The 26,898-nt window shown below is 47.8% G+C and carries 28 protein-coding genes; 12 read left to right on the top strand and 16 right to left on the bottom strand.

The annotated features are described in order from the left end of the window. Positions 1 to 37 precede the first annotated feature (37 nt). Positions 38 to 910, top strand: a complete 873-nt coding sequence (locus FPE01S_RS09420; protein ID WP_046368423.1) for an OmpA/MotB family protein — start codon at positions 38 to 40, stop codon at positions 908 to 910. Positions 911 to 977: 67 nt separating this feature from the next. On the opposite strand, the gene FPE01S_RS09415 is transcribed toward FPE01S_RS09420, so the two are convergent. After that, entirely contained in the window at positions 978 to 2,072 is a 1,095-nt protein-coding gene (locus FPE01S_RS09415) for a glycoside hydrolase family 18 protein (RefSeq protein ID WP_046368422.1), read from the bottom strand. Positions 2,073 to 2,295: 223 nt separating this feature from the next. On the opposite strand from FPE01S_RS09415, the gene FPE01S_RS09410 reads away from it, so the two are divergent. Continuing rightward, on the top strand, positions 2,296 to 4,593 hold the full coding sequence (locus FPE01S_RS09410; RefSeq protein ID WP_169749150.1) for a T9SS type A sorting domain-containing protein: 2,298 nt from the start codon (positions 2,296 to 2,298) through the stop codon (positions 4,591 to 4,593). Between the two features lie 78 nt (positions 4,594 to 4,671). Here FPE01S_RS09410 and FPE01S_RS09405 read toward each other — a convergent pair whose 3' ends face one another. The 3 genes from FPE01S_RS09405 to FPE01S_RS09395 are packed head-to-tail and all read right to left on the bottom strand — an operon-like array spanning position 4,672 to position 6,238. Beyond that, complete coding sequence (locus FPE01S_RS09405) at positions 4,672 to 5,283, bottom strand: hypothetical protein (protein WP_046368420.1); 612 nt, start codon at positions 5,281 to 5,283, stop codon at positions 4,672 to 4,674. After that, complete coding sequence (locus FPE01S_RS09400; protein ID WP_046368419.1) at positions 5,276 to 5,764, bottom strand: RNA polymerase sigma factor; 489 nt, start codon at positions 5,762 to 5,764, stop codon at positions 5,276 to 5,278. Before FPE01S_RS09400 ends, FPE01S_RS09405 begins: the two co-directional genes overlap by 8 nt. 51 nt (positions 5,765 to 5,815) lie before the next feature. Further along, entirely contained in the window at positions 5,816 to 6,238 is a 423-nt protein-coding gene (locus FPE01S_RS09395) for a YybH family protein (protein ID WP_046368418.1), read from the bottom strand. 28 nt (positions 6,239 to 6,266) lie between these two features. Here FPE01S_RS09395 and FPE01S_RS09390 point away from each other — a divergent pair, with 28 nt between their 5' ends. Further along, the gene (locus tag FPE01S_RS09390; protein ID WP_046368417.1) at positions 6,267 to 6,632 is read left to right on the top strand and encodes an arsenate reductase family protein; all 366 of its coding nucleotides are present in this window, start codon (positions 6,267 to 6,269) and stop codon (positions 6,630 to 6,632) included. Between the two features lie 5 nt (positions 6,633 to 6,637). Here the strand turns inward: FPE01S_RS09390 and FPE01S_RS09385 are convergent, their stop codons facing one another. Together FPE01S_RS09385 and FPE01S_RS09380 are read right to left on the bottom strand one after the other, a co-directional pair. After that, positions 6,638 to 8,794, bottom strand: a complete 2,157-nt coding sequence (locus FPE01S_RS09385; protein WP_046368416.1) for a hypothetical protein — start codon at positions 8,792 to 8,794, stop codon at positions 6,638 to 6,640. Between the two features lie 33 nt (positions 8,795 to 8,827). Beyond that, on the bottom strand, positions 8,828 to 9,268 hold the full coding sequence (locus FPE01S_RS09380) for a hypothetical protein (protein ID WP_046368415.1): 441 nt from the start codon (positions 9,266 to 9,268) through the stop codon (positions 8,828 to 8,830). Positions 9,269 to 9,428: 160 nt separating this feature from the next. Between FPE01S_RS09380 and FPE01S_RS09375 the strand changes: the two genes are divergently transcribed. Then, positions 9,429 to 9,662: a hypothetical protein gene (locus tag FPE01S_RS09375; RefSeq protein WP_046368414.1), complete on the top strand. Its 234-nt coding sequence runs from the start codon at positions 9,429 to 9,431 to the stop codon at positions 9,660 to 9,662. On the opposite strand, the gene FPE01S_RS09370 is transcribed toward FPE01S_RS09375, so the two are convergent. From FPE01S_RS09370 to FPE01S_RS25870, 4 genes are all read right to left on the bottom strand, one after another. After that, positions 9,663 to 10,103: a nuclear transport factor 2 family protein gene (locus FPE01S_RS09370; protein ID WP_046368413.1), complete on the bottom strand. Its 441-nt coding sequence runs from the start codon at positions 10,101 to 10,103 to the stop codon at positions 9,663 to 9,665. Between the two features lie 27 nt (positions 10,104 to 10,130). Then, on the bottom strand, positions 10,131 to 12,473 hold the full coding sequence (locus FPE01S_RS09365) for an ATP-dependent helicase (protein ID WP_046368858.1): 2,343 nt from the start codon (positions 12,471 to 12,473) through the stop codon (positions 10,131 to 10,133). A gap of 46 nt (positions 12,474 to 12,519) precedes the next feature. Beyond that, complete coding sequence (locus FPE01S_RS09360) at positions 12,520 to 13,605, bottom strand: DNA topoisomerase IB (RefSeq protein ID WP_046368412.1); 1,086 nt, start codon at positions 13,603 to 13,605, stop codon at positions 12,520 to 12,522. A gap of 88 nt (positions 13,606 to 13,693) precedes the next feature. Beyond that, entirely contained in the window at positions 13,694 to 13,849 is a 156-nt protein-coding gene (locus FPE01S_RS25870; RefSeq protein WP_157473947.1) for a hypothetical protein, read from the bottom strand. A gap of 674 nt (positions 13,850 to 14,523) precedes the next feature. Here FPE01S_RS25870 and FPE01S_RS09355 point away from each other — a divergent pair. Further along, positions 14,524 to 16,101: a hypothetical protein gene (locus tag FPE01S_RS09355; RefSeq protein ID WP_245623969.1), complete on the top strand. Its 1,578-nt coding sequence runs from the start codon at positions 14,524 to 14,526 to the stop codon at positions 16,099 to 16,101. On the opposite strand, the gene FPE01S_RS09350 is transcribed toward FPE01S_RS09355, so the two are convergent. Continuing rightward, complete coding sequence (locus tag FPE01S_RS09350) at positions 16,088 to 16,324, bottom strand: hypothetical protein (RefSeq protein WP_046368411.1); 237 nt, start codon at positions 16,322 to 16,324, stop codon at positions 16,088 to 16,090. The two genes, FPE01S_RS09355 and FPE01S_RS09350, sit on opposite strands and share 14 nt — an antisense overlap. Before the next feature lie 12 nt (positions 16,325 to 16,336). Further along, a complete protein-coding gene (locus FPE01S_RS09345) occupies positions 16,337 to 17,104 on the bottom strand; it encodes a glycoside hydrolase family 25 protein (RefSeq protein ID WP_046368410.1) in 768 nt (255 codons plus the stop codon). Between the two features lie 34 nt (positions 17,105 to 17,138). On the opposite strand from FPE01S_RS09345, the gene FPE01S_RS09340 reads away from it, so the two are divergent. From FPE01S_RS09340 to FPE01S_RS09320, 5 genes are all read left to right on the top strand, one after another. Then, entirely contained in the window at positions 17,139 to 18,161 is a 1,023-nt protein-coding gene (locus FPE01S_RS09340) for an SPASM domain-containing protein (RefSeq protein ID WP_046368409.1), read from the top strand. 57 nt (positions 18,162 to 18,218) lie between these two features. Next, entirely contained in the window at positions 18,219 to 18,674 is a 456-nt protein-coding gene (locus FPE01S_RS09335) for a MarR family winged helix-turn-helix transcriptional regulator (RefSeq protein ID WP_046368408.1), read from the top strand. 10 nt (positions 18,675 to 18,684) lie between these two features. Beyond that, positions 18,685 to 19,977, top strand: a complete 1,293-nt coding sequence (locus FPE01S_RS09330; RefSeq protein WP_072053966.1) for a glycoside hydrolase family 10-like protein — start codon at positions 18,685 to 18,687, stop codon at positions 19,975 to 19,977. 193 nt (positions 19,978 to 20,170) lie between these two features. Continuing rightward, entirely contained in the window at positions 20,171 to 20,725 is a 555-nt protein-coding gene (locus tag FPE01S_RS09325; RefSeq protein ID WP_046368855.1) for a peroxiredoxin, read from the top strand. 19 nt (positions 20,726 to 20,744) lie between these two features. Beyond that, the gene (locus FPE01S_RS09320; protein WP_046368407.1) at positions 20,745 to 21,341 is read left to right on the top strand and encodes a carboxymuconolactone decarboxylase family protein; all 597 of its coding nucleotides are present in this window, start codon (positions 20,745 to 20,747) and stop codon (positions 21,339 to 21,341) included. Positions 21,342 to 21,344: 3 nt separating this feature from the next. Here FPE01S_RS09320 and FPE01S_RS09315 read toward each other — a convergent pair whose 3' ends face one another. Next, positions 21,345 to 21,659 carry a hypothetical protein gene (locus FPE01S_RS09315; protein WP_157473946.1) on the bottom strand — a complete coding sequence of 105 codons (315 nt, stop codon included), beginning with the start codon at positions 21,657 to 21,659 and terminating at the stop codon, positions 21,345 to 21,347. Positions 21,660 to 21,770: 111 nt separating this feature from the next. On the opposite strand from FPE01S_RS09315, the gene rpoN reads away from it, so the two are divergent. Then, positions 21,771 to 23,255, top strand: coding sequence for an RNA polymerase factor sigma-54 (rpoN, locus tag FPE01S_RS09310; RefSeq protein WP_046368405.1), 1,485 nt, complete (start codon positions 21,771 to 21,773; stop codon positions 23,253 to 23,255). Continuing rightward, on the top strand, positions 23,252 to 23,896 hold the full coding sequence (locus FPE01S_RS09305; RefSeq protein WP_052955648.1) for a hypothetical protein: 645 nt from the start codon (positions 23,252 to 23,254) through the stop codon (positions 23,894 to 23,896). The genes rpoN and FPE01S_RS09305 overlap by 4 nt, the downstream gene beginning before the upstream one ends. Positions 23,897 to 23,908: 12 nt before the next feature. Here FPE01S_RS09305 and FPE01S_RS09300 read toward each other — a convergent pair whose 3' ends face one another. From FPE01S_RS09300 to FPE01S_RS09290, 3 genes are all read right to left on the bottom strand, one after another. Then, positions 23,909 to 24,619: a murein L,D-transpeptidase catalytic domain family protein gene (locus FPE01S_RS09300; protein WP_046368404.1), complete on the bottom strand. Its 711-nt coding sequence runs from the start codon at positions 24,617 to 24,619 to the stop codon at positions 23,909 to 23,911. 58 nt (positions 24,620 to 24,677) lie between these two features. Further along, on the bottom strand, positions 24,678 to 26,105 hold the full coding sequence (locus tag FPE01S_RS09295) for an MATE family efflux transporter (protein WP_046368403.1): 1,428 nt from the start codon (positions 26,103 to 26,105) through the stop codon (positions 24,678 to 24,680). 150 nt (positions 26,106 to 26,255) lie between these two features. Next, the gene (locus FPE01S_RS09290; RefSeq protein ID WP_046368402.1) at positions 26,256 to 26,897 is read right to left on the bottom strand and encodes a response regulator; all 642 of its coding nucleotides are present in this window, start codon (positions 26,895 to 26,897) and stop codon (positions 26,256 to 26,258) included. Position 26,898 lies beyond the last annotated feature (1 nt).

The following is a 26,898-nucleotide window of genomic DNA, read 5'->3' as shown; positions in this document are numbered from 1 at the left end:
GCTACCTTTGCACAAACATTCACTAAAACAATAACCAATGAAAGTTTCTTACTTAGTCCTTGCTGCTTGCGCAAGCCTTTCCATGGTTTCCTGTGTAAGCTCCAAGAAATTCAAAGCAGAACAGGCGAAAGTCGCTGACCTGACCGGAAAAAATGGCCAATTGACGAACGACCTGAAAGCCTGCGATGATGCTAAAGCAGAAGAAGCAAGAAAAAGGGCGGGCCTCGAGACCGACGTAGCTAACCTGAACAAGCAAATCGATCTGCTTAAAGAAAACAATACTTCAGCGATCAAGCAACTGCAGGATCTTTCCGTTATCAGTTCTCAGCAAGCTGAAAGCATCAAAAAATCCATGGACAATCTGGGTCTGAAAGACGCTTATATCCAGGATCTGCAAACCCAGATGGCTAAAAAAGACAGCCTGAACATGGCTCTCGTAATGAACCTGAAGGGTGCAATTGGTAACCTGGACGACCAGGATATCAATATCAAGGTTGAAAAAGGCGTAGTTTTCGTAGACATTTCCGACAAATTGTTGTTTAACAGCGGTTCCTATTCTATCACTCCCCGCGCCAAAGAAGTACTCGGCAAAGTAGCTACTGTACTGAAAGCGCAACCAGACCTCGAGTTCATGGTAGAAGGCCACACAGACAACAAAGAGCTGAAGGGCAATATCGGACCATTGAAAGACAACTGGGATCTCAGCGTATTCCGTGCAACTGCTGTAGTTAAAATCCTGCAGAAGACTTATGGAATGGATCCCATGAAAATGGCTGCTGCCGGTCGTGGTGAGTACAAACCCATCGCTGACAACACAACCGCAGAGGGTCGTGCTGCCAACCGTCGCACCCGAATCGTGATCCTGCCTCAACTCGACCAGTTCTACAAACTGCTCGAGAAGAAGAGCTAATCACCTAACACTATTAAAAAAACCGCGTCTTTACAGCCGCGGTTTTTTTATGTCGTTTCCGGATTACCTATTTGCCAGTTTCCAATGTCCTGGCGATTTCATCCAGCAAGCCGTTCCGATAAGTGTCGCCCCCAAGCTCCCAGAACATGATTCCACCAAGTTTTTTCGATTTTAAGTAAGTCACTTTCGCCCGCATTGATTGTTTATCGTCATAAGTTGCGAATTCCTTTGTAACTGCACTGTAACTCCAGGGAGCCATGCATTCTTCATCCCAGAAAACCTTGAAACCATTGGCTGTTGAAAACTCGCGGTCAAAGTCCTTATAATTCACCATGCTTTTGAATACGCCCGGCTGATAGAGCCCATTTCCCGTTGCCGGCACATCTTTCCAAACGCGCGCATAAAATGCGGCACCAATCACAATCTTCTCTGAGGGAATGCCCAGAGTGAGTAAATAATCCACACAGCGGTCCGTACCATCTTTCTGCTCACCACTGATGTGTAGCGGCGTGTGATGACCTGTCACCTTGCTATAACCGTTCGTCAGGTCATAAGTCATCAGGTTTACCCGGTCCACTAAAGGCATAACCGCTTTCCAGTTAATGGAGGAGTCCAGTGCCTTGCCAAATCCACCGGCAGCAAAGCTCAGTTCATAACGCCCACCCATGACCGATCTCAGGTTGGCCACGAGTGCGGTAAAATTCTCTACATCTTCGCGCATCCATGGGTGTCCGGGATGACCGGGAATTCCGGGATATTCCCAGTCAAGATCCAGTCCATCTGCACCGTAACGCTCCATAAAACGCTTCACACTTGCAGCAAAAGCGGCTCTGGTAGCGGGTTTTGCAAACTGAGGCGAACATGGCTCACAACCACCCCATCCGCCCAGTGACACCATTACCCGAAGGTTGGCATACTGTTTTTTAAGCGCAATCAGATCCCTGAAATCCTTGTCCTGATTGGGGTAATGAAATGCGATCGTATCTCCATCCAGCCTTGTGAAACTATAGATAATATGCGTGAGTTTATCCAGCGGATATTTTTTGGCCTCCGCTGCATTGCCCATGAAATAGGCAATAACAGCGGTTTTCCGGGAAGGCGAGGGCTGCGCATACAGGTAAGCGGGTAGAATGAATATCAGAAAGGCGATAATATTTTTCATCGTTGAAAAACAGTTTCGTGTGCAAAATTTATAGCAAAGAAAATGATATATGTACAAATTTATTCTACCTTTATAGCACTACGACCGGACCAGATTTACGTTTTACCCTTTTAATCCGTTATTGGTTATTCTCATTGGCTAGCATCCAAGTCCAAACCATTTATTGAACCAACATTATTAATCGTTGATCCTAACGTAAATGAAGCATTTTTACACTTGCAGCATGCGCAAGGTGCTGCCTGTTACTTTCTGTTTCCTGGTTTTGTCGGTAGTCTCTTCTGGTTTAACGGCGCAGGTCACCCTCACCAAATTCCCCAAGGACTATCAGCTTTATCCGCGCGACCTCAATACCAACAAAGCAGTTGTTGATATTACCGGTACGGTAAGCGCTTCCACCAACTATACCCAGATCAGGTTAAAGAAGTACAGGGACGGCAACCTGCAGTCAACAACGAACTACACGTTGTTTTACCTCGGGCCCACAACAACTTTTTCTTTTTCCCCGGAAATCACTGCGGAACTGCACACTTACAAATTTGTGCTTTACGGGTACAAGAACTTTAAGGAAACACAGATTGCCACGGTGAACAACGTTGTTGCAGGCGATGCCTACATTATCCAGGGGCAGTCCAATGCAACTGCAAATCTGCGCGGCACCTACAGCACAGCCAATAATGCTGACGATCCTTCCAACGCACCGAACCGCAACTGGGTTCGCGTATACGGAAACGGCAGTGCTACCAGCAACTATACTCATGGTTGGTTCATCGGTAAAGGAAACTCCTATTATGACCAGGATGGCCAATGCGGCCAGTGGGGCATGCGGATGGCGTCAAACCTTGCCGGATCCAAAAACATTCCTATCGCCCTCTTCAATGGATCGGCACCGGGTCAGGCTATGTGGTTCTTCCAGCGAAACGACGGCAATCACACCGATGCGTCCACCAATTACGGGCGGCTGCTGGCACGAATTCAGGAAGCCGGACTCGCAAATTCCATCAGGGGCATTATCTGGTTCCAGGGAGAATCTGACATAGTCGGGTCGCTCAGTTCCTCTGCGCTCACCACGGATCAATACAAGACTGCTTTCAACAATCTGAAGGCAGACTGGAAAGAGGATTACCCGGGCCTCACCAATTATTATATCTTCCAGATCCGTTTTGGTTGCGGAATGTCTACTGCAGACAATTGCCTCAAAATTCAGGAAGCCCAGCGGCAGCTGGACCTGGATGCAGCGGACGTACAGACATTATCAGTAAGCAATACCAATCAGCTTTTTGACGGTGGCACCATTAACTATTGCCACTACAATTTCTATGACGGCTACAAAAACATGGGCGACTGGGTATCCAAACTGATGCGCAGGGATCTCTACAATGAAAACAGCCTTCCCGCTACCATTAATTCTCCCGAACCGGAATCCACCACTTTCAGTGGGTTCCTCCCCACAGGAGAACCAAACCAGATCAGTATAACGCTCAAGGATCAATCAACCACCTTTTCCCAGAATGGCGATTGTTCCGGCCTGTTTCGCCTGGACGGTGGCAGCTTTACTGTGACCAGCACAGCCATCAGTGGCAGAAACATCCTGGTGAGCTTCAGCCGAAACGCCGGCACAACTACGAATCCCACTCATGTGAGCTATCGTAGCCATGACAATGTTGCCGCACCAGTAATCGTCAATAGTGCGGGTCTCGCATTGATCCATTTTGACAGGCTTGCGCTTCCGGAAACCGCTACACCGCCACCACCACCACCGGCCTGTACAGATATCTATGAACCAAACAATGCATTTACCCAGTACAAGGGCATCACTGGTGACAAGACATACACAGCCAATATAGGCAGCGCAACCGACGAAGATTGGTTCCGCTTCAGGACCTGGGCGCCATGGCACTATATCCGGATAAGCATCTGGGGACTTACCGCCAACTATGACATCTACCTGTATGATGAATTTGGCAACCAGCTAGCCACATCTACCGTATACAACAGTACCTCACGGGTGCTTGTCTACAACGGCGGCGCCGATGACACCTATTACAGGCTGAAGATTGTAAGCAATGATGGCACTTTTGATCCTGACCACTGTTATAGCTTGCGGATAGAGACCAAATCCCAGCCGATCTCCCTCACTTCACCGCCGTATAGTACGAGTCGTGTGAGCAGTCAGGCGGCCAGCAATAACCTGGCAGCTACAACAAACAGTGTCAACGCAAACAGCAGGGAGACCATTGCAGATGAACAGCAACAGTTGCTGATCACAAAACTGGCCACCTATCCGAACCCTGCCAGCCAGATCCTGTTTGTCAGCTATCCGGCTGCACGTAAGGATGACCTGCAATTGAAAGTGTTTGATCTGACAGGCCGTGAATTGCTGCTGCAAAAACAATCTGCAGTGAGCGGCAATAACCTTTTCAGAATTCCTGTAAGTCAGCTGGCACCCGGATCCTACCTGTTGCAGATCAGAAGTGGTGATGGCACAATGACAACCCGCAAATTCCTGGTCGGCGGAAAATAACGGTAACTGATTGCACCTGATAGAAACTAAAGTCCCGCCTGGTGGCGGGACTTTTTACTAGTAAGCGCAGATAGCGTCCTATTCCTCAGATTCGAGTTCCCGGATATTTTCGGATAGCCGGTCGAGATGTACGCCGAACGCTGCCCGGAACAACCATCTGGCCAAAAGATAGCTCACAGGTACCAATACAATGATCGTAACAGGCAGTGCCCAAAAAAAACGTTTTTGTGACATCAGCGCGTCTACTGGCAACCCGGTTGCGACAATACCCCCCAGCAGATAACCACCGGCAACGGAAAAAGGGTATACCAATAGTGCCAGTTTCAATTGCACGCGTCCCCACCGGCTGATTTCACTATGATGCATTTTAAGCGTCTCCAGCAGTGGCGCCTGCGATTCGATCGTCTTATCGATCTGACGGTATAGTTTCCAGGCGCTCCACATCAGCCAGCCGTTAAATAAGGATGTGACAAAAAGTGCGAGTTGTATCTCCCAGAACTGAAAGTATACCATCAGAATTATATACATCAGGGTAATTCCCAAACTCCAGAATAAATTATTACGAAGTGCCTTTTTCAGCTTCAGAAGTGGTTGCTGCGGTTGGGTACGCCTGGTGAAGCCCGGTTGCAGAAGCCTGTCCAGATCATCATCCACCGGTTGCCAGTCGTTCCAGTGCTGTTGATTATTCATGATGGGCAGGTTTTAGAATTTTAGCCAGTTGCTGGCGGATACGATACCATTTTACGCTAAGATGATTGGGGGAGATCCCAAGCATACCGGCGATTTCGGATACACCATAACCATCGAGATGAAGTAGCGCAATGGCCCGGTCAACGTCGGACAGACGCCGCAGTGCATGGTGAAGCGCCTGGATATCTTCCTTTTCGAAAGCTGCCGGAGTTGTAGCAGTCCCTGTTTCAGGAATAACATCCGTAAATACATATGGGACCCGTTTACGCCGGCTGGTGAACACAGTATTCAGACAGACCCTGTAAAGCCAGGTGCTGAACTGCGCATCGCCCCGGAAACTGTTAATGCCTTTCCAGCTCTGCAATAAGATTTCCTGGTAGAGATCTTTTTTTTCTTCCGCATCTGCGGCATAAAAAGACACCACCTTGAAAATAATTCCCTGATTTTCCCGGATAAGCTTCAGAAATGTTTTCTCTTCCAAAAAACTAGCTTGTCAGGTATTGGTAGCAAAAAATCGATTTTTATTACAATATTAACTGGTATGGTCACAGATGATTACCCATCGCCCGCCTATAAATCTAAATAAAAGGGTATAGTAACCGCCAATATCGCCGACTGTTCGCGTTAACTGCCATTTTCCCACTACCTGGTATACCCCTTTCGCAAGTGGGTTAACATGCAACAGGGTAAATTTGAGCTGGCCCATCTTTTCCGGACTGTCATAGGTAGTCATGTAACGATTATATGTTGCCTTATAACCATATGTGACGCCTTTCGAGCCAATAAACATCAGGGAGTCAGACTCCCAATAGCCTTTCATAAAAGCAGCTATATCTCCGCGATTCCAGGCAGCTTCCTGCTCAGCCAGTAATTTCCGGATCTGTTGATCAGCATTTCCCTGGGCCGAAATTGCCAGGCTTATCAGTAAAAAAGAAAATAACGCGAAGTATCTCATGATGATAAATTTGCAGGCTGAGCAAATTATGAAAAAGATATATCATTTAGGTAACTGCGACACCTGCCAGGCAATCCTTACAGAGGTGAATGCGGTGAAATCCGGTGCCGTTCTACAAGAGATCAAAACGGAAAAAATAACGGCGGACCAGCTGGATGAAATGAAGCAAATGGCCGGGAGCTATGAAGCGCTTTTCAGCCGGCGGGCCTTGAAATACAGGGGGCTTGGACTACACGAAAAGAAGTTGTCGGAAAAAGATTACCGCAAATGGATCCTGGAAGAGTACACCTTCCTCAAACGTCCTGTTGCCATCGTAAATGACAAAATTTTTATCGGCAACACCAAAGGCGTTGTGGTCGCATTAAAAGAGGCACTGGCAGCTGCTAAACGCTGAGCCGGTCAGAAACCTCCTGAATCCTGGTTATACAGGCGGATCACAAACAGGCTCAGGTTGCGATAAGGCGGAATATATTCAGCAAAAAGGTCGTGCGTAAACGACGATTTGCTGAACTGGGTTTCCATTTTTGCCCAGAATTCCGGCCAGTGAATGTCTTCATGGCTACCCAGCAGATTATTGACCTCCTGAATCATCGGATCGTTAATAAGCATGGAGCCTACCTGTTTGGTGGCTATAATTTGTGCAGCCGGGCTTTTTGCAGCCACTGTAAGAATATTCTTATAGCCCCCGCAGGATCCGAGTATGGCCAGTTTCATGTACGGCTGAAGGTATTCCAGTGTTGTCGGCAGGTGATAGCTATGCCCGCGGTGAATGATAATACCGGGCCGGATCTTTTGTTCCTGCAGGTATGACAGCAATGCGACCTGTGCACGTTCATCCGAACCATCCTCCGAACTTTTTGGCTGGTTGGCAAATATCCTGATGGGTTGCTGCATGGCAAGTGAACGGATTTCTGTCCATTGATCCTGTTGTACCACTTCCCAGAGTTTTTTGTCTTTAAAGAGACTCATGAAACTCCGGAAAGAAGCTTTACCATCTTCGTCGCCATAAAAAACAACCAGTTGGTTTACCGAAGTATCCCCTTCGCGAAGTGAATCAACAGACAGCGTTTCATAATTGCCCAGTTTGCGGAATATAGCATTGGCCTGTTCCGGATACCTGGCCATCTGGTAAACTTCGCGCAGGATTGTGTATAACCTTGTTCCGTAATAGGATCCCGATGTCTGGCAACGGCGGATATTCTCCTGTAACAGATCCGCGACCAGTTCACCATAAACCGGATCAGGCGCCAGGCCGACAAAGGCATCGGCTACATCCATGGCATCTTCGATACCTGTTTCATAACTGGAATCAACATTGGAAATGAAGTTTTTCAATAGTGACTGCCGTGATGCTGCGGGCATATTGTTCAGGTAATCGCTCAGTACATTATAATGGGAACAGCCTCGAATGAATTTTCTGAACTGATCAAACTGAACAGTATACAGCAGCGAGTCTGAGTGCCCCTCCGGCAACGCTTCCATCATTCGCTTATAAACTCCCAAAAAACTCGATGTATATAATTCGTCCTCATCAGACACAAGCAGGTAATAGAGGTCTATGGTTCTCAGTCGTTGAAGGCTTTTGAATCGCACGGCATCCTTTGCTTCATGCAGTTTATTGATCGGATTGATGAAGAATGCCGTTGCTTTCTGATGTAGCGCATCCCTAAGAGAGGGCTGCATCCCGGCGGGTCCTCCGTTCAGCCTTTTTGTGCGATTTTCCTGAACGGTGTTTACCAGCAACTGATAGTAGCCTGGTACATCATTGGTACGGAGATTGAGAATCTGTTCCCTGGTAAGGTCACCGTCCGCCATTTCAGCTGCCAGCGGGGCCATTTCCATAGCATTGCGGTCACCCTTCAGTAATACCAGCTGGTTTAACACCGGGTGATTCATTCCTGCGATCTTTTCTGTAATTGGGTTGCTGTTGCGGTTCAGGTAGTCTACCATCAGCATGGGTTCATTTTCAGCGATATAGATCAGCACAGTATCCATGTAACGGAAATCCGGAGTTCTTTCGAGAAAGGGAAAAATATTGCCGGTACTCACACCCACCCTTCGCACATCAGCCAATTGCTGCAATGCCTTGCCTTCATCATACTGGCGAAAGATATCCGCCATCAACTGGGTCCTCCTTGCACCAAAATTGGCCGTATACCCGCGAATATCGCGGTGATTGAAAATCGCTTTCGCGAGACGCGGATAAGTATGCAGAATGCTGGGAATATCGTACTGAACAATACGCTCCTGTTCGAGTGATGCCCTTACCAATTGGAGACAGTAACGGGCAGCAGTCAGCGCCATCCTCTTTTCAGCATCGGTTTTTCCGGTAGCGGCATTGAAGTAGGTCTGAAGGGTATCCGTGCCAAATCTTGCAAAATAGGCCAGGGAATCTTTCAGTCCGGGTTCAATGTTCAATTTTTGCAGGTAGGTTGGAAACTGCATTTGCTCCGCATCCAGCAGGAGGTTTGCTTCTGATGCATTTGCCTGTGCTTTAACGGCAACAGGCATAAAATAAAATGCAGCCATCCAGAATAACTTCGGGTATTTCGGCATGCAGTGAAATTGTACCTTTAAGATACGACCATCCTACAACTTAATGTCATAGTGAAAGGGACTATTACTTGCCGGCACAGCTGCATTTCCTGATATGGTTTCCCACTTTTGCCCTCCCTGATAAAATATCTGATAGCTTATAGACAACAGATCATGCCCGGGTACTTTTAGCCGGATGGAGGTTCCGAGTTCCATTGGCTCTTTGGGACCGGGGAATTCATGCAGTTTACGCATTCGTACCAGGGTGTCGTATACCACTTCCGTATGAACATTACTGTTACTGGCTTTCAGGATAGTAATCTTAAGACTTGCCTGAGTGGTTTCCGGATCGCGTAGGCCCCCGGGCGCCGTAAAGACGCGCATCAGGATCTCCTTATCCTGAGGAGAAGGGGAGTCGGCCGGTGGCTCGGCGGATTTGCTGCAACTGCCGGCCAGCAGGCAGGCAAGTCCCAAAAGGAAAAGGTAGAATCTCATCGTGGACAGGTTTAATAGTTCACCTTCCTGACAATATCCGGGCAATAAAACGTTGCATTAAAAAGAATTACAATTCAACCACCTTTTTTAACGATTCATTCACGATGGGCATCGATCTGAAGTATCCGCGCAGTAGGTTTGCGGGCATAAACTTTATTCCATGAAATCATTTTACTTCATCGCAATTCCGCTACTGGCAGCCACATTGTTTGCCGGTGGGAAGATGCTGCAACAATCGAAGCCGCCGGCATCAGGCATTATTAACGTGAACGAACGTACACTCGCCGGAAATTCCCGGGTTTTACCCGTTCATTACAACAAAGCGGAATTGTTCAAAAAACAATACAGCCTGTTTAAAAAGAAAAACGGTGGTGCTATCCCCGTACTGAATTGATTATTGATGTGGCATAACTTCGGTAGAATGGATCAGCGCAATCTTCCATTGATTGCCCACTTTCCTGAAAATGGCTGTCTCCAGCCAATGATAATTTCTGGATTTATCATTTGTCTTAATCACTGATTTAAGATCATAAACAGCATATGCTGTTGCTCCGCTGACCCTTACAGAATGTATGGAGAATTCATCAGCGCGTTGTTGTTTTTTGATGGCCTTTTCCCTGAAATACTCCAGCTCCCGCGCAAGACTCCAGACTTCCCCTTCCTCAACCAACAGGTAATCGTATGTCACGTTCTGCTTGTGACGTACACTATCAAAACTTGCCAAGGTGGCGTAATCGGCTTTCAACAGGTTGACAACAGCCGTTGAATCCTGACGGTATTGTGCCGAAAGAAAATAGCTGGTCAATAAAAAGGCGGGAAGTAGAATTCTCCTCATGTGTGGAGCAAGGTTTATATAACAAATTTACTCCACTATCCGCAGTTTTGCATAATTCAACATGATCTTCTTTTCGCCATTGAGGTCAAAAAGTACAGTTGCAACCGGATTATGCGTGCTCCCCTCCATTTTGCTTACGGTACCGAATCCAAATTTCTGGTGCTCCACCTTTTGTCCCGCCTGCAGGTTGCTGGTGTCGCTGGGAACAAAGTCCTGCGATGGCTTATGCTCTACTACTTTGGGAGCTGATTTCGGCGGCACATAGGCAGGAACAGTGTCTTTACGTTTTGAAGGTGGCGGGCCGTATAGCTTTTCAGCCTGCTCCGATGCCCCGAAGCCACGCATGCGATCAAACGCAGAGCCTTGGGCAAAACTGGTTCCCTGGTTGCGGATTCCGCCTCCGGCAAAGCTTCTGTCGAGATATTGCTGGGGAATTTCTTCTATAAAACGGCTGGGTTCATTCTGAACCAGCTGTCCGAATTTATAACGGCTGTTCGCATACGTGATCCAGAGTTTCGATTTTGCCCGGGTAATCACCACATAAAACAGGCGCCGCTCTTCTTCCAGCTCTTCCCGGGTATTGATGCTCATGGCATTAGGGAAAAGCATTTCTTCCAGACCTGCTGCAAAAACAACTGGAAACTCCAGGCCTTTTGCCGCGTGGATAGTCATTAGTTTCACCGTATCCGCGTTAGGATCTTTTTCATCAGCATCGGTCAACAGCGTGATTTGCTGCAGATAAGCGGAAAGTCCCTTATCACCTACTTCTCCGTCATCGTTACTGGGTGTTTCCGTGAACTCTTTGATACTGTTCAGCAATTCCTGCACGTTTTCATAACGTTGCAACCCTTCTGTTGTCTTATCATTGAAAAGTTCTTTTACGATATTGGTCTGTTTCCCGACATGAAACGCCACTTCATAAGCGTTTTTCAGTTGCAGCATGCTCTGGCATCCTTTGATGAAAACCACAAAGTTTTCTATGGATTCCAGTGTGCCGCCCTTGAAACCAAAACGTGGGGCCTGTTCCAGCACTTCCCACATGGAAATATTGTGGGTATTTGCAAATAGCACGCATTTGTCGATGGTTGTTTTACCAATACCTCTGACGGGGTAATTAATGATCCTTTTCAAAGCCTCCTCATCACGGGTATTGACGACCACGCGGAGATAGGCTACAAAATCCTTGATTTCCTTCCTTGAATAAAAGCTTACACCACCGAACATTGTATAGGCTATTCCCATTCGCCGGAGGCTTTCTTCAAAGGCGCGGCTCTGGGCATTGGTCCGGTAGAGAATGGCGAAATCGCGGTTGGAAAAATGATTCCGCAGTTTTTGTTCCTGGATGGTGTCTGCAACAAACTTACCTTCTTCGTTGTCGGACATCGTACGTACCAGGCGGATCTTTTCTCCTTCGGCATTTTCCGTCCAAAGTTCTTTCGGGATCTGATTCTTGTTATTGGAAATGATCTCGTTGGCTACATTGAGGATATTCTGGGTACTGCGATAGTTCTGTTCCAGTTTGATAACAGTCACATCCTCATAGTCTTTTTGAAACTGCAGGATATTCTGGATGGTCGCCCCTCTGAAGGAGTAGATACTTTGTGCATCATCTCCAACTACACAAACATTCTCGTGGGCGGCTGCGAGCAGCTTGATGACCTCATATTGTGCGGGGTTGGTATCCTGATATTCGTCAATGAGGATGTATTTGAATTTATGCTGAAACTTATGCAGTGATTCCGGGAAGTTCTTCAGCAATTCATACATTTTGATCAGCAGATCGTCAAAGTCCATCGCTCCGTTCTTGAAACAACGCTTGGCATATGCGTCATAGATCTGGGCAATTGCCGGCCGGTTGCTCCGCGCATCTTCCTGCTGAATATAATAATCAACTGCATATTCGGCCGGGTTCACCAGTGCGTTCTTGGCACTGGAGATCCGGTTATAAACAACATTGGGTTTATACAGTTTATCGTCGAGATTCATCTCGTTGATCACTGTTTTCAGAACCCCCTTTGCATCATCGGTATCATAGATGGTAAAACTGTTGGGATAGCCCAGCCGGTGAGCTTCTCCCCTTAGGATACGTGCAAATACACTGTGGAAGGTTCCCACATAAAGGTTTCGAGCATCGGCGTTTCCCAGGATTTTTTCAATCCGTTCCTTCATTTCGCGTGCTGCCTTGTTGGTGAAGGTCAGCGCGAGAATATTAAAAGCATCCACCCGGTGGAAAGCCATCAGGTGCGCAATACGTGTGGTAAGAACTTTTGTTTTGCCGCTTCCTGCGCCAGCCACGATCATGATCGGACCATCCTTGTGCAGTACGGCCTGCTTTTGCCGCTCATTGAGTCCAGATAAATATTCATGCATAAACAATCCCGGTTCTTGAAACGGCAAATATCCCGAAAAATACCGACTATTGCCGTACTGCAGTCAGAAGTCGCATCAAAATCTGCTCTTCCGGCGTGAGGCCGGCTTTACCATCATTTTTTTCAATATTGTCGAGGGAATCAAGATAACCGGACAAAGCATCAGACTCATATTTTTCGATGATTGCCGGATGTACGTAGTATTTCTTACAGACGGTTCTCGTGTTACCAAGAAGGGTGCTTACCTGGTCAAGCGCGTTCAACACATTACTTTTCTTTTCTTTTTGCAATATAGCTTCATCCATGGCACGAAAGGCCCTCAACATGCCCAACGAGCCCGCCCAGGTCCGGAAATCTTTTGCTGAAAAGGGTTCTCCCCCGAATTGCTTGATATAACGGTTAACGGCACCGCTGTCAACGGCACATCGTTCACCCGCTTCATTGTAGTACTGGAACAATTCCCGGCCCGGAATATCCCGGCAGGCTTTTACAATCTTTGCCAGTTGCCTGTTGCGGATAGTTACATCATGAAAGATGCCTTTCTTTCCCTTGAAAGCGAACCGGATGGTATTACCGTTAACGGCTACATGCTGGTCCTTCATGGTACTGAGACCGTAGGAACCGTTGTCTTTTTCATATTGCCCATTACCGATCCGGATATAAGTGCGTTCCATCAGGCTGATCACAGCCGCAATAACTTTATCTTCTGTCTGCTCTTTTTTTGCCAGATCCTTTTCCACTTGCAATCTTAATTGCGGCAGGCATTTTCCGAATTCGAGCAGGTGATGGAATTTAGTTTCCCTTCTCAGATCATTCCATTGCGGATGGTAGCGGTATTGTTTGCGCTTTCGGGCATCGATACCCGTTGCCTGGATATGACCGTTGGGGAGCCAGCAGATCCAGACGTTTTCCCACGCTGGAGGAATAGCAAGCTGCCGGATACGCTGTAAAATATCCTTGTCCCTGATTGCAGCATCCTTGTAACGGTAACTGAAACCTTTGCCGGTACGCTGGCGCCGGATGCCGTCAGTATTGTCTTTAACATATACCAGCTGAATTGCTTTGGCTGCCGCGATGGTGTCGGTATGTAGTTTAGCCCATTTCCGGTGTTGTAACCGAGGCAAGACTTCCATGACAGTATTTTGTTCAGCCTATAAAAACGCGGTGCCAGAAAATTACAGGCGGGCCCCGTCATAGGAAGGGGAAAATATTACGCGTTCATCAGGAACCGCGCTGCGCCCCACCGGTCAGTTTCGTTTGGCGGGAAGCCGCTTTTGTATTGGTCTTTCCCTTTATGTTGGCGGCAAATCCTGATTTCTGGTTAGCTGTACCTTTCTTTTTGTCTTTGGCGTTCTTGTTGTTGTTCAGTAATGACATGGGTTACAATTGTTTGCTAAAAATAGGGTTTTGGCCGTGGTGATGAGCAAAACCCATGTTAAAACCATATAAGATAGGTCGTTAATGCTACTTCCAATTCCGGACCCTATCCGGGTGTTTACTCGGGCCGAAAAATCGTGCAGAACCGGAATATGAATTGAGGTTGAAGTAAAGTCCAGGAAGAAAGAACGGAAGGCAAACCCGCTGGTGACCTTATCAATTAATTGACTTCAAAATCATTTCCCTTAACAAGGTTTTTACATGTTTCCCTTAAAAAAATACTGTTAAAAAATTATGAAAATAATTTTGGAGAAATAGTAGGCGGCTGTTATCTTCACTCCCGTTTACAGAAAAAAAGAAGGTCCACTGTAGACACAGTCGACCTCTAACGATTGCTTGCCATATAAAAAAAAGCTTAGATCTTTTTAGAAGCCCTGCCTTTGAAACCTTTACTGGGAGGGCTTTTTTAAAGTTCAGTTGTTTTTCAGACCTCTACGATTCTTTGCCTCTTTAGCGATTGCTTGCTGTATTTTTTCTTTTTCCCTGAACTCTGATGTAAAAGTATTCCAGGAATTTGCGCCGGTCAAATCATATTTGACCGGTTTTTATTACTCCAAAAGGGGTACTTTTGCGTCTAAAACGTTGCCTAACAAGCGTTTCCGGAAAAAACTCTTATGATGCCCAACAGATCCACCGACGCATTATTTCAATTAATAAAATCTCTTCATAAGGCGGAAAAGCGGCATTTTAAGCTTTACATCAAGCGTAGTTCAGCAAAAGAGGACCTGAAAATTGTAGAACTATTCGATACACTGGACAAGTTGGAGGATTATGATGAGAAGATCCTGCTGAAGAAACTGCCCTCCATCCAGAAACCGCAGCTTAACAATATCAAAACCCACCTTTACAAGCAGTTGCTGGCCAGTCTGCGCGACCTCAAGAGCACAGATACGCTGGAACTGCAACTCTCGGAACAGCTCGATAATGCCCGGATCCTCTATCATAAGGGCCTGAAACACCAGGCACTGAAGATCCTGGAAAGGGCGCGAGAACAGGCAAAGGCCAATGGTAAATTCAATTATTTGGCGCAGGTGATCTCCCTGGAAAAAAAGATCGAAACCCTGCATATTACACGGACCATCCAGGAAAAGACTGAAAAGCTTACCCAGGAAGCATCAGAGATCAGCAGCCATATAGAACGGGTTACCAGGTTATCTAACCTCGCATTGCAGCTTTATGGCTGGTATGTGAAGAACGGCCATGCCCGTAACGAAAAAGATGAAGCCGGTATCCGCCAGTACTTCCGGGAACAACTTCCCGCAGACGCTTTCCAGCTGACAGATTTTTATGAAAAGCTTTACCTCTATCAGAGTTACACCTGGTACGCCTTTATCCGGCAGGATTTCCTCATGTATTACCGTTATGCGCAGAAATGGGTCGACATATTTGATGGCAATGAAGTGATGAAGAAAGTGGAGATCGGACACTACATCAAGGGGATGCACAATCTGTTGAATGCTCATTTCGACCTGCGGAATTTCGGCCCATTCGAAGTCGTACTGAAGCAATTTGAGGAATTCGCTACGACGCCTATAGCTGCACAGCACGACAATTTCCGGATCCATACCGACATCTATATCAACAGTGCGCGCCTGAACTGGCACCTGATGACCGGAATGTTCAAAGAGGGACTTAAACTGGTTGACACCATTGCCGCCAATCTCGAAGAGTACCGGCTTTACGTTGACCCCCACCGCATCGTGGTATTCAATTATAAATTCGCTACGCTCTATTTCGGCAGCGGAGATTACAACACGTGCATCGACTATCTGCAGAAGATCATTTATGATACTTCAGCAGACCTGCGCATTGACCTGCAGTGTTACGCCCGGCTCATGCATATGCTGGCCCACTACGAGCTGGGGAACGACGATATCATAGAATCTTTGATCAAATCGGTGTACCGCTTTATGGCCAAGATGAAAAATCTTACTGTTGTGGAAGAGGAGATGTTCCGGTTTATCCGGCATTCCTTCGGCGTATCCCCCCGCAAGATGAAACCCGAACTGGAAAACTTCCTGCACAAAATCAAGCACCTCGAAAAGAGCCGTTTCGAAACAAGGGCTTTCGCTTATCTTGATATTATATCGTGGGTAGAAAGCAAAGTGTATGAAAAACCAATGAGCCGCGTGATTTACGATAAGTATCAGGCACAGTTGAAAAAACGGTCACGGCAACCTAGTCAACCTTGAATTTCTTCTTCCAGATCCTGATAAAAAACAGCACCAGGAAAACGCCGGTGACAAGGAACCATACGTAGAAAATATAATTACCGAGTGTTGGACGACGGTCAAAGAAAAACCATCCGAAGCCCAGACCGAAAGTGGAATTGATCAACAACCAGAGCGACCCTACCGAAATTGTCAGGATAGTGCGGCTAAGCAGGTCTTTGGCATCCTGTTCCATATTACTCATGCCGCAAATTTACTACTCCATCAGCAGGTTATAGAAATCCGTTGAATCTCCATTGAATACATTAAAGTCCACCCGGGGCCGGATGCCATTTACATTACCGCTTTCACTGTATTGCCAGAAAGCCCAATTGCGGGCAATACGGGGGCGGTCTTTCCGGAGATAATGCGCCACCCAAAGCGGATACTGATCAAACTGGTCTTTCAGGTAACGGTTGTAAAAATCAACATTCGTATAGATGATGGGCTTGACCCCATAATGCGCTTCTACCCGATCGAGAAATGCTTTTACTTCTGTGCGCAGTTTGTCGCCCGATACGCCGTAGCTCTGTTCCACATCGATCACAGGAGGCAGATCTCCCCGTTTCAATTCCACGCGGCGGATGAAATTCTCTGCCTGTTCTGCGCCACTTTTCGGAGCCAGGAAAAAATGGTAAGCGCCACGGGGAAGACCGGCTTCAGCCGATTTTTCCCAGTTCCGGCGAAAACAGGCGTCCATATTCCCTAACCCCTCTGTTGCCTTGATAAATACGAACCCGATCCGGACATCTTCCACCTCCATTTCCTTTACTGCTTCCCAGTTGATGCGATCCTGATATTTCGATACATCGATGCCGTGAATAGAAAATTCGGTTGGAATATCTATGCCGAATGCATCATACCGTACAAAATCCGGAAGGGTGGATTTGTACCACCACCAGGTGCCGAATCCTATAACGGCCAGGATCAGAAGCGACAGCAGCGATTTAGGGCCCGGAACAAGCGAGGTTTTCTTTTTAGGCATCAGGCTCCAAAAATAGAGTAACTTATATTTGCATATGCCTCAAATTTCCGATTCATTCAATCTCCTGCGAAAGCTCACCCTTCGTCGTGCATGGAATGCCGGAAAAGTTCTGGCCAGCTATTACTTCAGCAAATTCACCAGAAAGCCCGTACAATGGGGGTTTCCGATCTCCATAGCAATTGAACCGACCACGTCCTGCAACCTTCGTTGCCCGGAATGCCCGAGCGGTCTCAGAGCCTTTACCCGGCCAACCGGGATGTTGCAGCGCAACTTCTTTCGTGATACCATTGATCAGCTGTACAAAGAACTCATCTATCTGGTATTTTATTTTCAGGGAGAGCCTTATCTCAACCCGGATTTCCTGGAAATGGTAAAATATGCGTCGGCTAAAGGAATATATACTGCTACCTCCACAAATGCCCACTACCTGACAGATACGAATGCGCGAAAAACAGTTGAAAGCGGCCTTGATCGCCTGATCATCTCGATAGATGGAACTACTCAGGAAGTCTATCAGCAATACCGCGTCGGCGGCAAGCTGGAAAAAGTACTGGAAGGCGCCAGAAACATTGTACGGTGGAAAAATGAACTGAAAAGCAATACGCCTTTTGTGGTTTTTCAGTTCCTGGTGGTCAAACCGAATGAGCACCAGATCGAAACTGCCAGGGCACTGGCCAACGAGATCGGAGTGGATGATATCTGGTACAAGACTGCACAGGTTTACGATTATGCCGCTGATCCAAATGGTCTGATCCCGACACTTGACCGGTTCAGCCGGTATCGCCGCGACCAGAAAGGCAATATGCAGCTAAAAAACGGATTGAGCAATCATTGCTGGCGGGCCTGGCATTCACCCGTGATCACCTGGGATGGACTGGTGGTACCATGTTGTTTTGATAAAGACGCCCAACACCGGCTCGGCGACCTGAAAGGGAAACCTTTCAAGGAAATCTGGCAGGAGAAAGCCTACCGCGATTTTCGGGCGGGCGTGCTCGAAAGCCGTGCCAATATCGATATTTGCGCAAACTGCTCTGAGGGTACCAAAGTGTGGGGATGACACAATCCTGCCGATGCATTGGCCATTTTCTGTAATTTTAAAGTTGAACCACTTTCTATGAGCCTCAACACGGACATCAATCAGCCTAAGTTCAGAAATGAACACCAGAAGGCAATGATCAACCTGATCTATTCTTACAACTGGCTGATGGAGAACACACGTCGTTACCTCGACCAGTATGACCTGACAAATCAACAGTTCAACATCCTTCGCATCCTGCGCGGCGCGGGTGAACCATTAAGCACCCTGCAGATCCGACAGCGGATGCTTGACAAGATGAGTGACACTTCACGCATTGTGGACCGTCTGGTCAAAAAAGAACTGGTACAGAAAGTTGTGTGCCCCTCCGACAGGCGGCTGGTGGATGTAACCATATCAGATAAAGGACGAGAGTTGCTCACCATTCTCGACGAACACGAAAGCGAGTGGGAACAACTCTTATTACATATTGACGAAACAGAAGCTTCTCAACTCAACGGGTTGCTGGATAAATTGCGCAACTCGCTGGACTGAAAATAACGAGATGAAGAAAACCGCTTGCACGCTTGCACTGATCTGTACCTTTTTCCACTTCGCATCCGCCCAAATGCAGGATACTATTCCATCGCCTGCCCCCTCAGCAGTTGTCGAAATGGCACCGGCTGAATTCAGGGCCGTCTGGATCGCCACCGTAGACAATATCGACTGGCCCGACCGCGGCACTACTGACCCCGCACAACAGCGGGCACAGTATATCAAATTACTGGATATGCACGTGCGCAACGGTATGAATGCCGTGATCGTGCAGATTCGTCCCGCCGCAGACGCCTTTTACCCTTCTCCCTATGAGCCGTGGAGCGAATGGCTTACCGGCCGCCAGGGCAGACCACCGGCTCCTTATTATGATCCGTTGCAGTTCATGATTGCAGAAGCGCATGCCCGTAAACTGGAATTCCATGCATGGCTGAACCCCTACCGCGCCATCTTCAACCTGAAACAAACCTTACCGGCTGCCGACCATGTTACCCGTGCGAACCCCGAATGGTTCCTGAATTATGGCGACAAAAAATATTTCGACCCGGGAAATAAAGCCGCACAACAGTTTGTGGTAAAAGTGGTGCAGGATATTGTAAAAAGATATGATGTAGATGCCATTCATTTCGATGACTATTTCTATCCCTATCGCATCGCAGGAAAGGAATTCCCTGATGGCAGATCATATATCGCCTACGGAGCCGGAATGACCCGTGCAGACTGGCGCCGGAGTAATGTCGACTCCATTATCGTACAATTATCTCGTGCCATCAAGCAGGAAAAGCCGTGGGTAAAGTTTGGCATCAGCCCCTTTGGCATCTGGAGGAATAAAGACCAGGACTCCCTTGGCAGTAATACCAGGGGTGGACAAACCAACTATGATGATCTTTATGCTGATATCCTGCTTTGGCTGAGGGAAGGCTGGATCGATTATGTGGCGCCCCAGATCTATTTTGAATTCGGACATAAGGCAGCCGACTATGCCACGCTGCTGAAATGGTGGAGCGAGCACAGCTATGGCCGCCATTGCTATATCGGACTCGGAATTTACAAGGCTAATGTAAATGCTGCCTGGAAGGACAAAACGCAGCTCCCCAGGCAGGTCAGGGCAAGCCGCGAAACACCCAACGTGCAGGGGCAAATCTATTTCAGCAGCAAAAGCTTTGTCAACAATCCGAATGGATGGTCCGACAGCCTGAGACTGGACCTTTACCGGCTTCCTGCGCCAATACCGGAAATGCCCTGGCTGCCGAAGCCTCCGGGTACAAAACCAAACAATGCTCCCGGAATTTCAGCAAACTGAAACATAACATCAGCTTTCTCTATACTTCATAGATATTTTTTATCCGCCCCTGCGATGCGCTCCAGGCAATGGATACACGCTGCACATCACGAACATATTCAAAGCAGATCAACTTTGTTGGTGTATTCTTTTTTGACCGAAGAAAGAAACGCTGGAAATTTGCGGCCGCAAGCAATCAAAAAAGGATATGAATATGAAAAATGTAGTACTGTCGCTGGGAGCTGAATTTCCGGCGTTCAACAAGAAGTCTGTAGTGTCTATCGAGAAAGGCAAAGAGTTTTATGACCTGAGCTATGATGAGATCAAAAATGCAGGTAAGTGGCTGGTGATGTTCTGGTGGCCGAAAGATTTCACGTTTGTTTGTCCCACGGAAATTGCCGAATTCAACAAACACTATAATGACTTTGTAGATCGCGATACAGTTTTGGTTGGTGCCTCTACTGACAGCGAGTTCGTTCACCTGGCCTGGAGAAATAATCACGATGATCTCCGCGGACTGCAATTTCCTATGCTGGCGGACACCTCCAAGACGCTTGCAGAGGAACTTGGCATCCTTGAGGAAAGCGAAAAGATCGCTTACCGTGCAACGTTCATCGTAGATCCCCAGGGTATCATCCGTTGGGTTAGCCTTTACGACCTCAATGTTGGCCGCAATGTAAAAGAAGTACTGCGCGTGCTGGATGCCCTGCAGACCGACGAACTGTGCCCCTGTAACTGGCAGAAAGGCGAAGCCACGCTGACCGCCTGATCCACAAAAAAATAATTTTATGCAATTCGGAACAACTCCAACGTCAACAGATAATGCAGTTGCCCTGTTCCGCGACCTCGGCTTGCCCGCGGAAGCAGTGACCAGCAACCTGAGTGCCCTGGCGGCAGTTGACGCAAAATACCTGCGTGATCTGAAGATCAATATCAATAACTCGCTGACCGCAGCAACGTTATCGTCAAAAGAAGCTTATCTGCTGGCTGTCGCCATTATGGTGAATGAAAAAAACAGCCTGCTGCAGGACGCATTCAGCCGGTTGGCCGAAGGCGCAGGAGCAACCGATAAGGAAATCGCAGAGGTGATCAGCTGCGCCAGCCTGATGGCAGCCAACAACGTGTATTACCGGTTCCGGCATTTCATGCATGAAGATTTCTACAACAATGCGCAGGCCGGTATCCGGATGAGTATTATGGTAAATCCTGTTATCGGAAAAGAATTCTTCGAGCTGGTAAGCATTGCCGTCAGTGCCGTGAATGGCTGCGAAATGTGTGTGACCAGCCATGAGAAGAATCTGGTACAGCATGGAACAGACAAACAGCGCATTCATGACGCCGTAAGGCTCGCAGCTGTATTAAGAAGTTTGTCGGTGTTGGTGTAGAACTCATTTACCTTCCAGCCGGTTGACATAATCCAGGGATCCCAGCCTGAAACGCAGCGGGATCCCTGTTCTTTTTTCCAGGGCCCACTCCGACCTGCAGAAAAAGCCCCAGTAAACCATCGACTGATTGGTTGCAACCAGCCTTTCCGGAACAAGCCGCACTACACTAAACTTATCTTGAAGGGTTGAAAAGCTAAGGGATTTTCCACAAACAGGCACTTTTTCCTGCTGTAGCAGGAATTTTTTTTTACCCACGGAATCTCTTATCCATTGGGCATTTACGCTGGAAAACAACAATACTCCCCCTAGCGTTACCATTATTTTAAGAAATCCTTTAGCCCCCATTAGCCCTGATTTAGTAAATTACGGCCTGATTTTTGTGGATTGGGCGACCCGCACTGCTGGCGGGACTGCCATAAACCCTAACAAATGGCATTAAGTCAAAGTTTACAACAGAAGTTACTGCAGAAGCTGTCACCCCAGCAGATTCAACTCATGAAGCTGCTGCAGGTACCAACTGCTAACCTGGAGGAAAGGATAAAGGAGGAGCTCGAAGAAAATCCGGCATTGGAGCAAAGCGACGAAGACAGTGACGATGGCTTCGATGAACCACGGGATGAATTTGAATCAGGAGAAGAGGACTATGAAGCGGAAGGTTCTGAAGAAGATTACGATAAAATAGACATCAGCGAATATGTGCATGATGGAGATGATGAAATTGCCGATTATCGTATGCGTGATGATAATTATCCCGAGCTGGACGACAAACAGGTAATGCCCTTTAAAGTAGAATCCACCCTGCACGACATGCTGGCCGACCAGCTTGGTATGCTCACCCTGGATGAACGCAAAAGAAAGATTGCCGAACAGATCGTTGGCAGCATTGATGATGATGGCTATCTCCGCAGGGAGACAGCATCCATCCAGGACGATCTCGCTTTCCGCCAGAATATCGAAGCCAGCGAAGGGGAAATTGAAGAACTGATCCAGCTGATCCAGCATTTTGATCCTCCGGGCGTTGCTGCACGTGACCTCCAGGAGTGCCTCCTGCTGCAGCTTGACAGAAGACGCAATGAAGGCCACACAGTGCAACAGGCCATTGAAATTCTTACCCGCTATTTCGACGAGTTCACTAAAAAGCATTACGACAAGATCCAGCGCGGACTGAACATCAATGACGAGGAACTGCGCGACATCATTCAGCAGATCATTAAGCTGAATCCCAAACCCGGTGGCAATGTTGGCGAAGTGAACAAAGCCGAAAGCTATGTGATCCCTGACTTCTTCATCTTCAATAATGCCGGTAAGCTGGAACTGACACTCAACAGTAAAAACGCCCCGGATCTCCGCATCAGCGAAGGGTATCGTGACATGCTGAAGGAGTATGATAAAAGCAGCAAAAAAGACAAGCGCCAGAAAGAAGCTGTCCTCTTTATCAAACAGAAAATTGATGCAGCCAAATGGTTCATTGATGCTATAAAGCAGCGGCAGCAAACCCTGATGATGACCATGCAAACCATACTCGACTACCAGCAGGAATTTTTCCTCACCGGTGACGAGACGACCATGCGGCCCATGATCCTGAAGGACATTGCTGAACGCACCGGTCTGGACATCTCGACCGTAAGCCGTGTTGCGAACAGCAAATTCGTGCAGACCGAGTTTGGCACGTACCGGCTGAAATTCTTTTTCAGTGAAAGCCTGAGCACGGAAAGTGGCGAAGAGGTGTCGACCCGGGAGGTAAAAAAGATCCTCAGTGATATGGTAGGCGGTGAAAACAAACGGAAACCGCTCAGCGATGAAAGACTTACAGAGCTATTACAGGAAAAAGGTTATAACATTGCAAGAAGGACCGTTGCGAAATACAGGGAACAATTAAATATTCCCGTTGCCCGCTTGAGAAAGGAATTATGATGACCGACACCGCCATCAGGCCATTCGATAAGATTCTGGGAGAATTCATCTCCATTATTTTTCATCCCCTTTTTATTCCCGGTTACATTACAGCATTCCTGTTGTATGTGCATCCTTTTGCATTTGTCGGTGCCTCGGCAGGTTTCAAAATATTGAAGTTGCTGCAGGTGGTGATCAGCACCTGTTTTTTTCCGGCATTTACTGTTATGCTGCTGAAACAGCTCGGTTTTATCAGCAGTATCCGGCTACCAACCATGCGAGACAGGATAATACCGATCGTGGCTTCCATGGTTTTCTATTTCTGGGTCTTTTATGTTATCCGGAAGCAGGGTGATAATCCGCCTGAACTGACCCAGATGCTATGTGCAGTATTCGTTTCCAGTATTATTGCCTTGACCCTGAACAACTTCATGAAACTGAGCCTTCATGGCATTGCCATGGGCATCCTTGTTACCTTCTTTACCATCATGGCCTGGCAAAGTCTGATTCCGATGGGAATGCCCCTTGCTTTAGCGCTCCTCATCGCTGGGCTCACCGGCACTGCAAGGCTGATGGTACAGGCACATACTGTGAAAGAATTGCTGATCGGTTTCAGCACGGGAATCCTATCCATGCTGATCGGTTATGTCGCAGCAGTTTAGCCACGTAAATACTCAAACCTTTTTGGTGTTGAGAATCCGGGACGAGGTAAGGTATTTCGAAGTCGGGTGATAAATAAACAGGCAGGTACCGTCTTTGATCATGTCAATAACGGCCTGCGACTCCAGCTCCGGTACAGCCGGGCAGCCATAACTCCGACCGCAGAATTTATTGTTTTCCAGGAAATCCGGACCAGTATACCCCGAACCATGAACTACAATATTGCGGCGCAATGCCCGATCATTGAATCCTTTTTCAAGGCCATTAATCCGCAGGGAAAGTCCATGTTCCCCTACATAGGTCTGTCGGGTAACATAAAATCCGAGACTGCTCTGATGGGATTCAGCCCGGTTGGAAAACCGGCGGGCAAATTCACCGCCAGAGTTCCGGCCATGCGCCACATAGGTGCGCATCAGCAGTTCACCATTCATCAGGTCAATTATATATAGCCGTTTATTGCGGGAAGATTGGCTGAAATCGCAGATCGTGAGGATATCTGTCCGTTCCAGCATGCCCTTTTTACGTAGTACACAATAGCCTTTCCACGCCAGTTGAAAGGCTTTTTTCGACAACCCTTCGCCGGAAAGATCCAGGCTGCGGTATATCGAATCACCTTCCAGCGCGAGTTGCCGGTTCCAGATAACGGGATTGCCTTTGGTGTAAACAGGCAGGTTAAAAGCCAGGATTACCAGCAGGGATTTCAAAACAGTTGTCAGCGTCTTCATAGGCCATCTACCTTTCCAGGATGTAACGTTTACTTCCTGAATTTAGTATATCTACGGCTTAAATGCTAACCGTTTTCCATTTGCCCTTCCGGAAAAGATACCAGGCGGCCAGGGAAATCGCCGTTTCGGCTACCGGAATTGCCACAAATACGCCTAGCGGACCCCAGTTCAGGTATTTCGCCAGCAAATAAGCCAAAGGGATCTGGAACAGCCAGAATCCGAAAAGGTTAATCCAGGTTGGCGTTTTTGTGTCACCTGCGCCATTGAATGCATTTGCCATCACCATGCCAATGCCATAGAAAATATAGCCGGCGCTGATAACCCGCAAAGCCTGAACACCAATACTCCTGATAGCCGGGTCACGCGCGAAAAAACCGACTACCCAGTCTGCCGCAACCAGAAAAAACAGCATGACAACCGCCATAAAGATCGTGTTGTACCGTGCCGTGACCATTACAGAACGGGCAGCCCGGTCAGGCTGTTTTGCGCCCAGGTTCTGCCCTACCAGCGTAGCGGCAGCATTGGACATGCCCCAGGCAGGAAGCAGAAAAAAAATCAGGATCCGTATGGCGGTCTGATAACCTGCAGATGCTTCCGCATGCCCGGTTTCCGCAACCAGCCTGGCCAGGAAGATCCAGCTGCAGGAACCGATTATGAATTGCAAAGTACCCGGAGCGGCAATATTGACCAGTGAACGGATCACTTTAAAATCAGGCTTCCAGTCATGCCGCAGGTCTAGTTTGATCTGTGAACGGCCGCCCAGCAAGTGATACAGTTGGTATGCCACCCCGATCCCACGCCCAAGCGTTGTCGCTACTGCCGCACCGAAAAGGCCAAGCGCCGGGAACGGCCCCCAACCCAGGATGAACAGCGGGCAGAAGATGATGTTGCATATATTGGCGATCCAAAGGCTCTTCATCGCCATGGATGCATCACCGGCCCCCCGGAAGATTCCATTGATCAGGAAAAGCAGCATGATCACCAGGCTACCGCCCATCATGAGACGGGTATACGGGGTACCGCGACGGACAGTCTCCGGGTCTGCTCCCATCCACCGGAGAATATCCGGCGCCAGCCACAAACCGATGATACTGATCACCACGGTTATTGCGGCAGACAGCCAAAGTGCCTGCATCGCCGCATGGGCAGCTGCTTTCGCATCCTTTTCACCCACCCGCCTTGCAACCATTGCTGTAGCCGCCATACTGATGCCTATCGCCAGGGAATAGATCAATGACAATACCGATTCGGTAAGGCCGACAGTCTGGATATTATGGCTGCTGTCGGGCAAACGGCCTACAAAATAGAGGTCAACCACAGCAAATACGCTCTCCATTCCCATTTCGAGAATCATGGGAATTGCGAGCATGAATACCGCACGGCGAATACTCCCCTGGGTATAGTCCTGCGCCTCACCGCGCAGCGACGATCTGATTAAATTATAGATACTGCCAACAGTTACGGCAGATGATTCCTTAACAGTCATTTGAAAAAGAAAAAAGGTGAAAAATAAAAAACCCGTTACCCATGAGGATACCGGCAAGGTCCGGGGAGGACGAAAAAACGGAGGCCTGAGCCTACCGCCAGAATTAGAAAATCATATTCCGACAGTTGAGATGGCGAAAATAGATAATATTTAGTACAAACTGGGGTTGCTGTTGATAAAATTTACAAGGGCAGCGGCATTTTTCAGCTTCAGTTTTTTGAGAATGTTATGCCGGTGAACTTCAACAGTTTTCAGAGAAATATCCAATTGCTGGGCGATTTCTTTGGACGAATTGCCAGCCTTGATAAAATGGATGATCTGGATCTCGCGTTCCGTGAGGCTCTGGATATCCGGTCCTTCATTCTCCGCGTCATTCAGCTGGCCTGAAATGATATGCCGGATCTCGTCACAAATGTATTTATTGCCCTTATCCACTTCCAGGATCGCTTTAACCATCTCATCTTTACTGCTGTTCTTGGTCACATAACCCTGTGCCCCTACCTGAAGCATCTTCCGGGCATAGGCAGGTTGCGAATGCATGGAGACACCGATAACCTTGGTTTCAGGTGAAAACCGCCGGATCTGCTCTGTTGCATCGAAACCGCTGATTGGCGACATATTGATATCCATCAGCACGATATGAGGTTGTCGCATTTTGGCCATTTCAATAGCTTCTTCCGGATCGCCGCATTCGGCGATCACCTCAAAGCGCGGATCGCTGCCCAGAATAAAACTCCAGGTTTCCCGGATCAGTTTATGATCATCAACAATCATGATGGATACCTTACTCATG

This window comes from Flavihumibacter petaseus NBRC 106054 (assembly GCF_000974785.1).
GTDB classification, from domain to species: domain Bacteria; phylum Bacteroidota; class Bacteroidia; order Chitinophagales; family Chitinophagaceae; genus Flavihumibacter; species Flavihumibacter petaseus.
The sequence above is the reverse complement of the archived record's forward strand: the minus strand, read 5'-3'. Positions and strand labels throughout refer to the sequence as shown.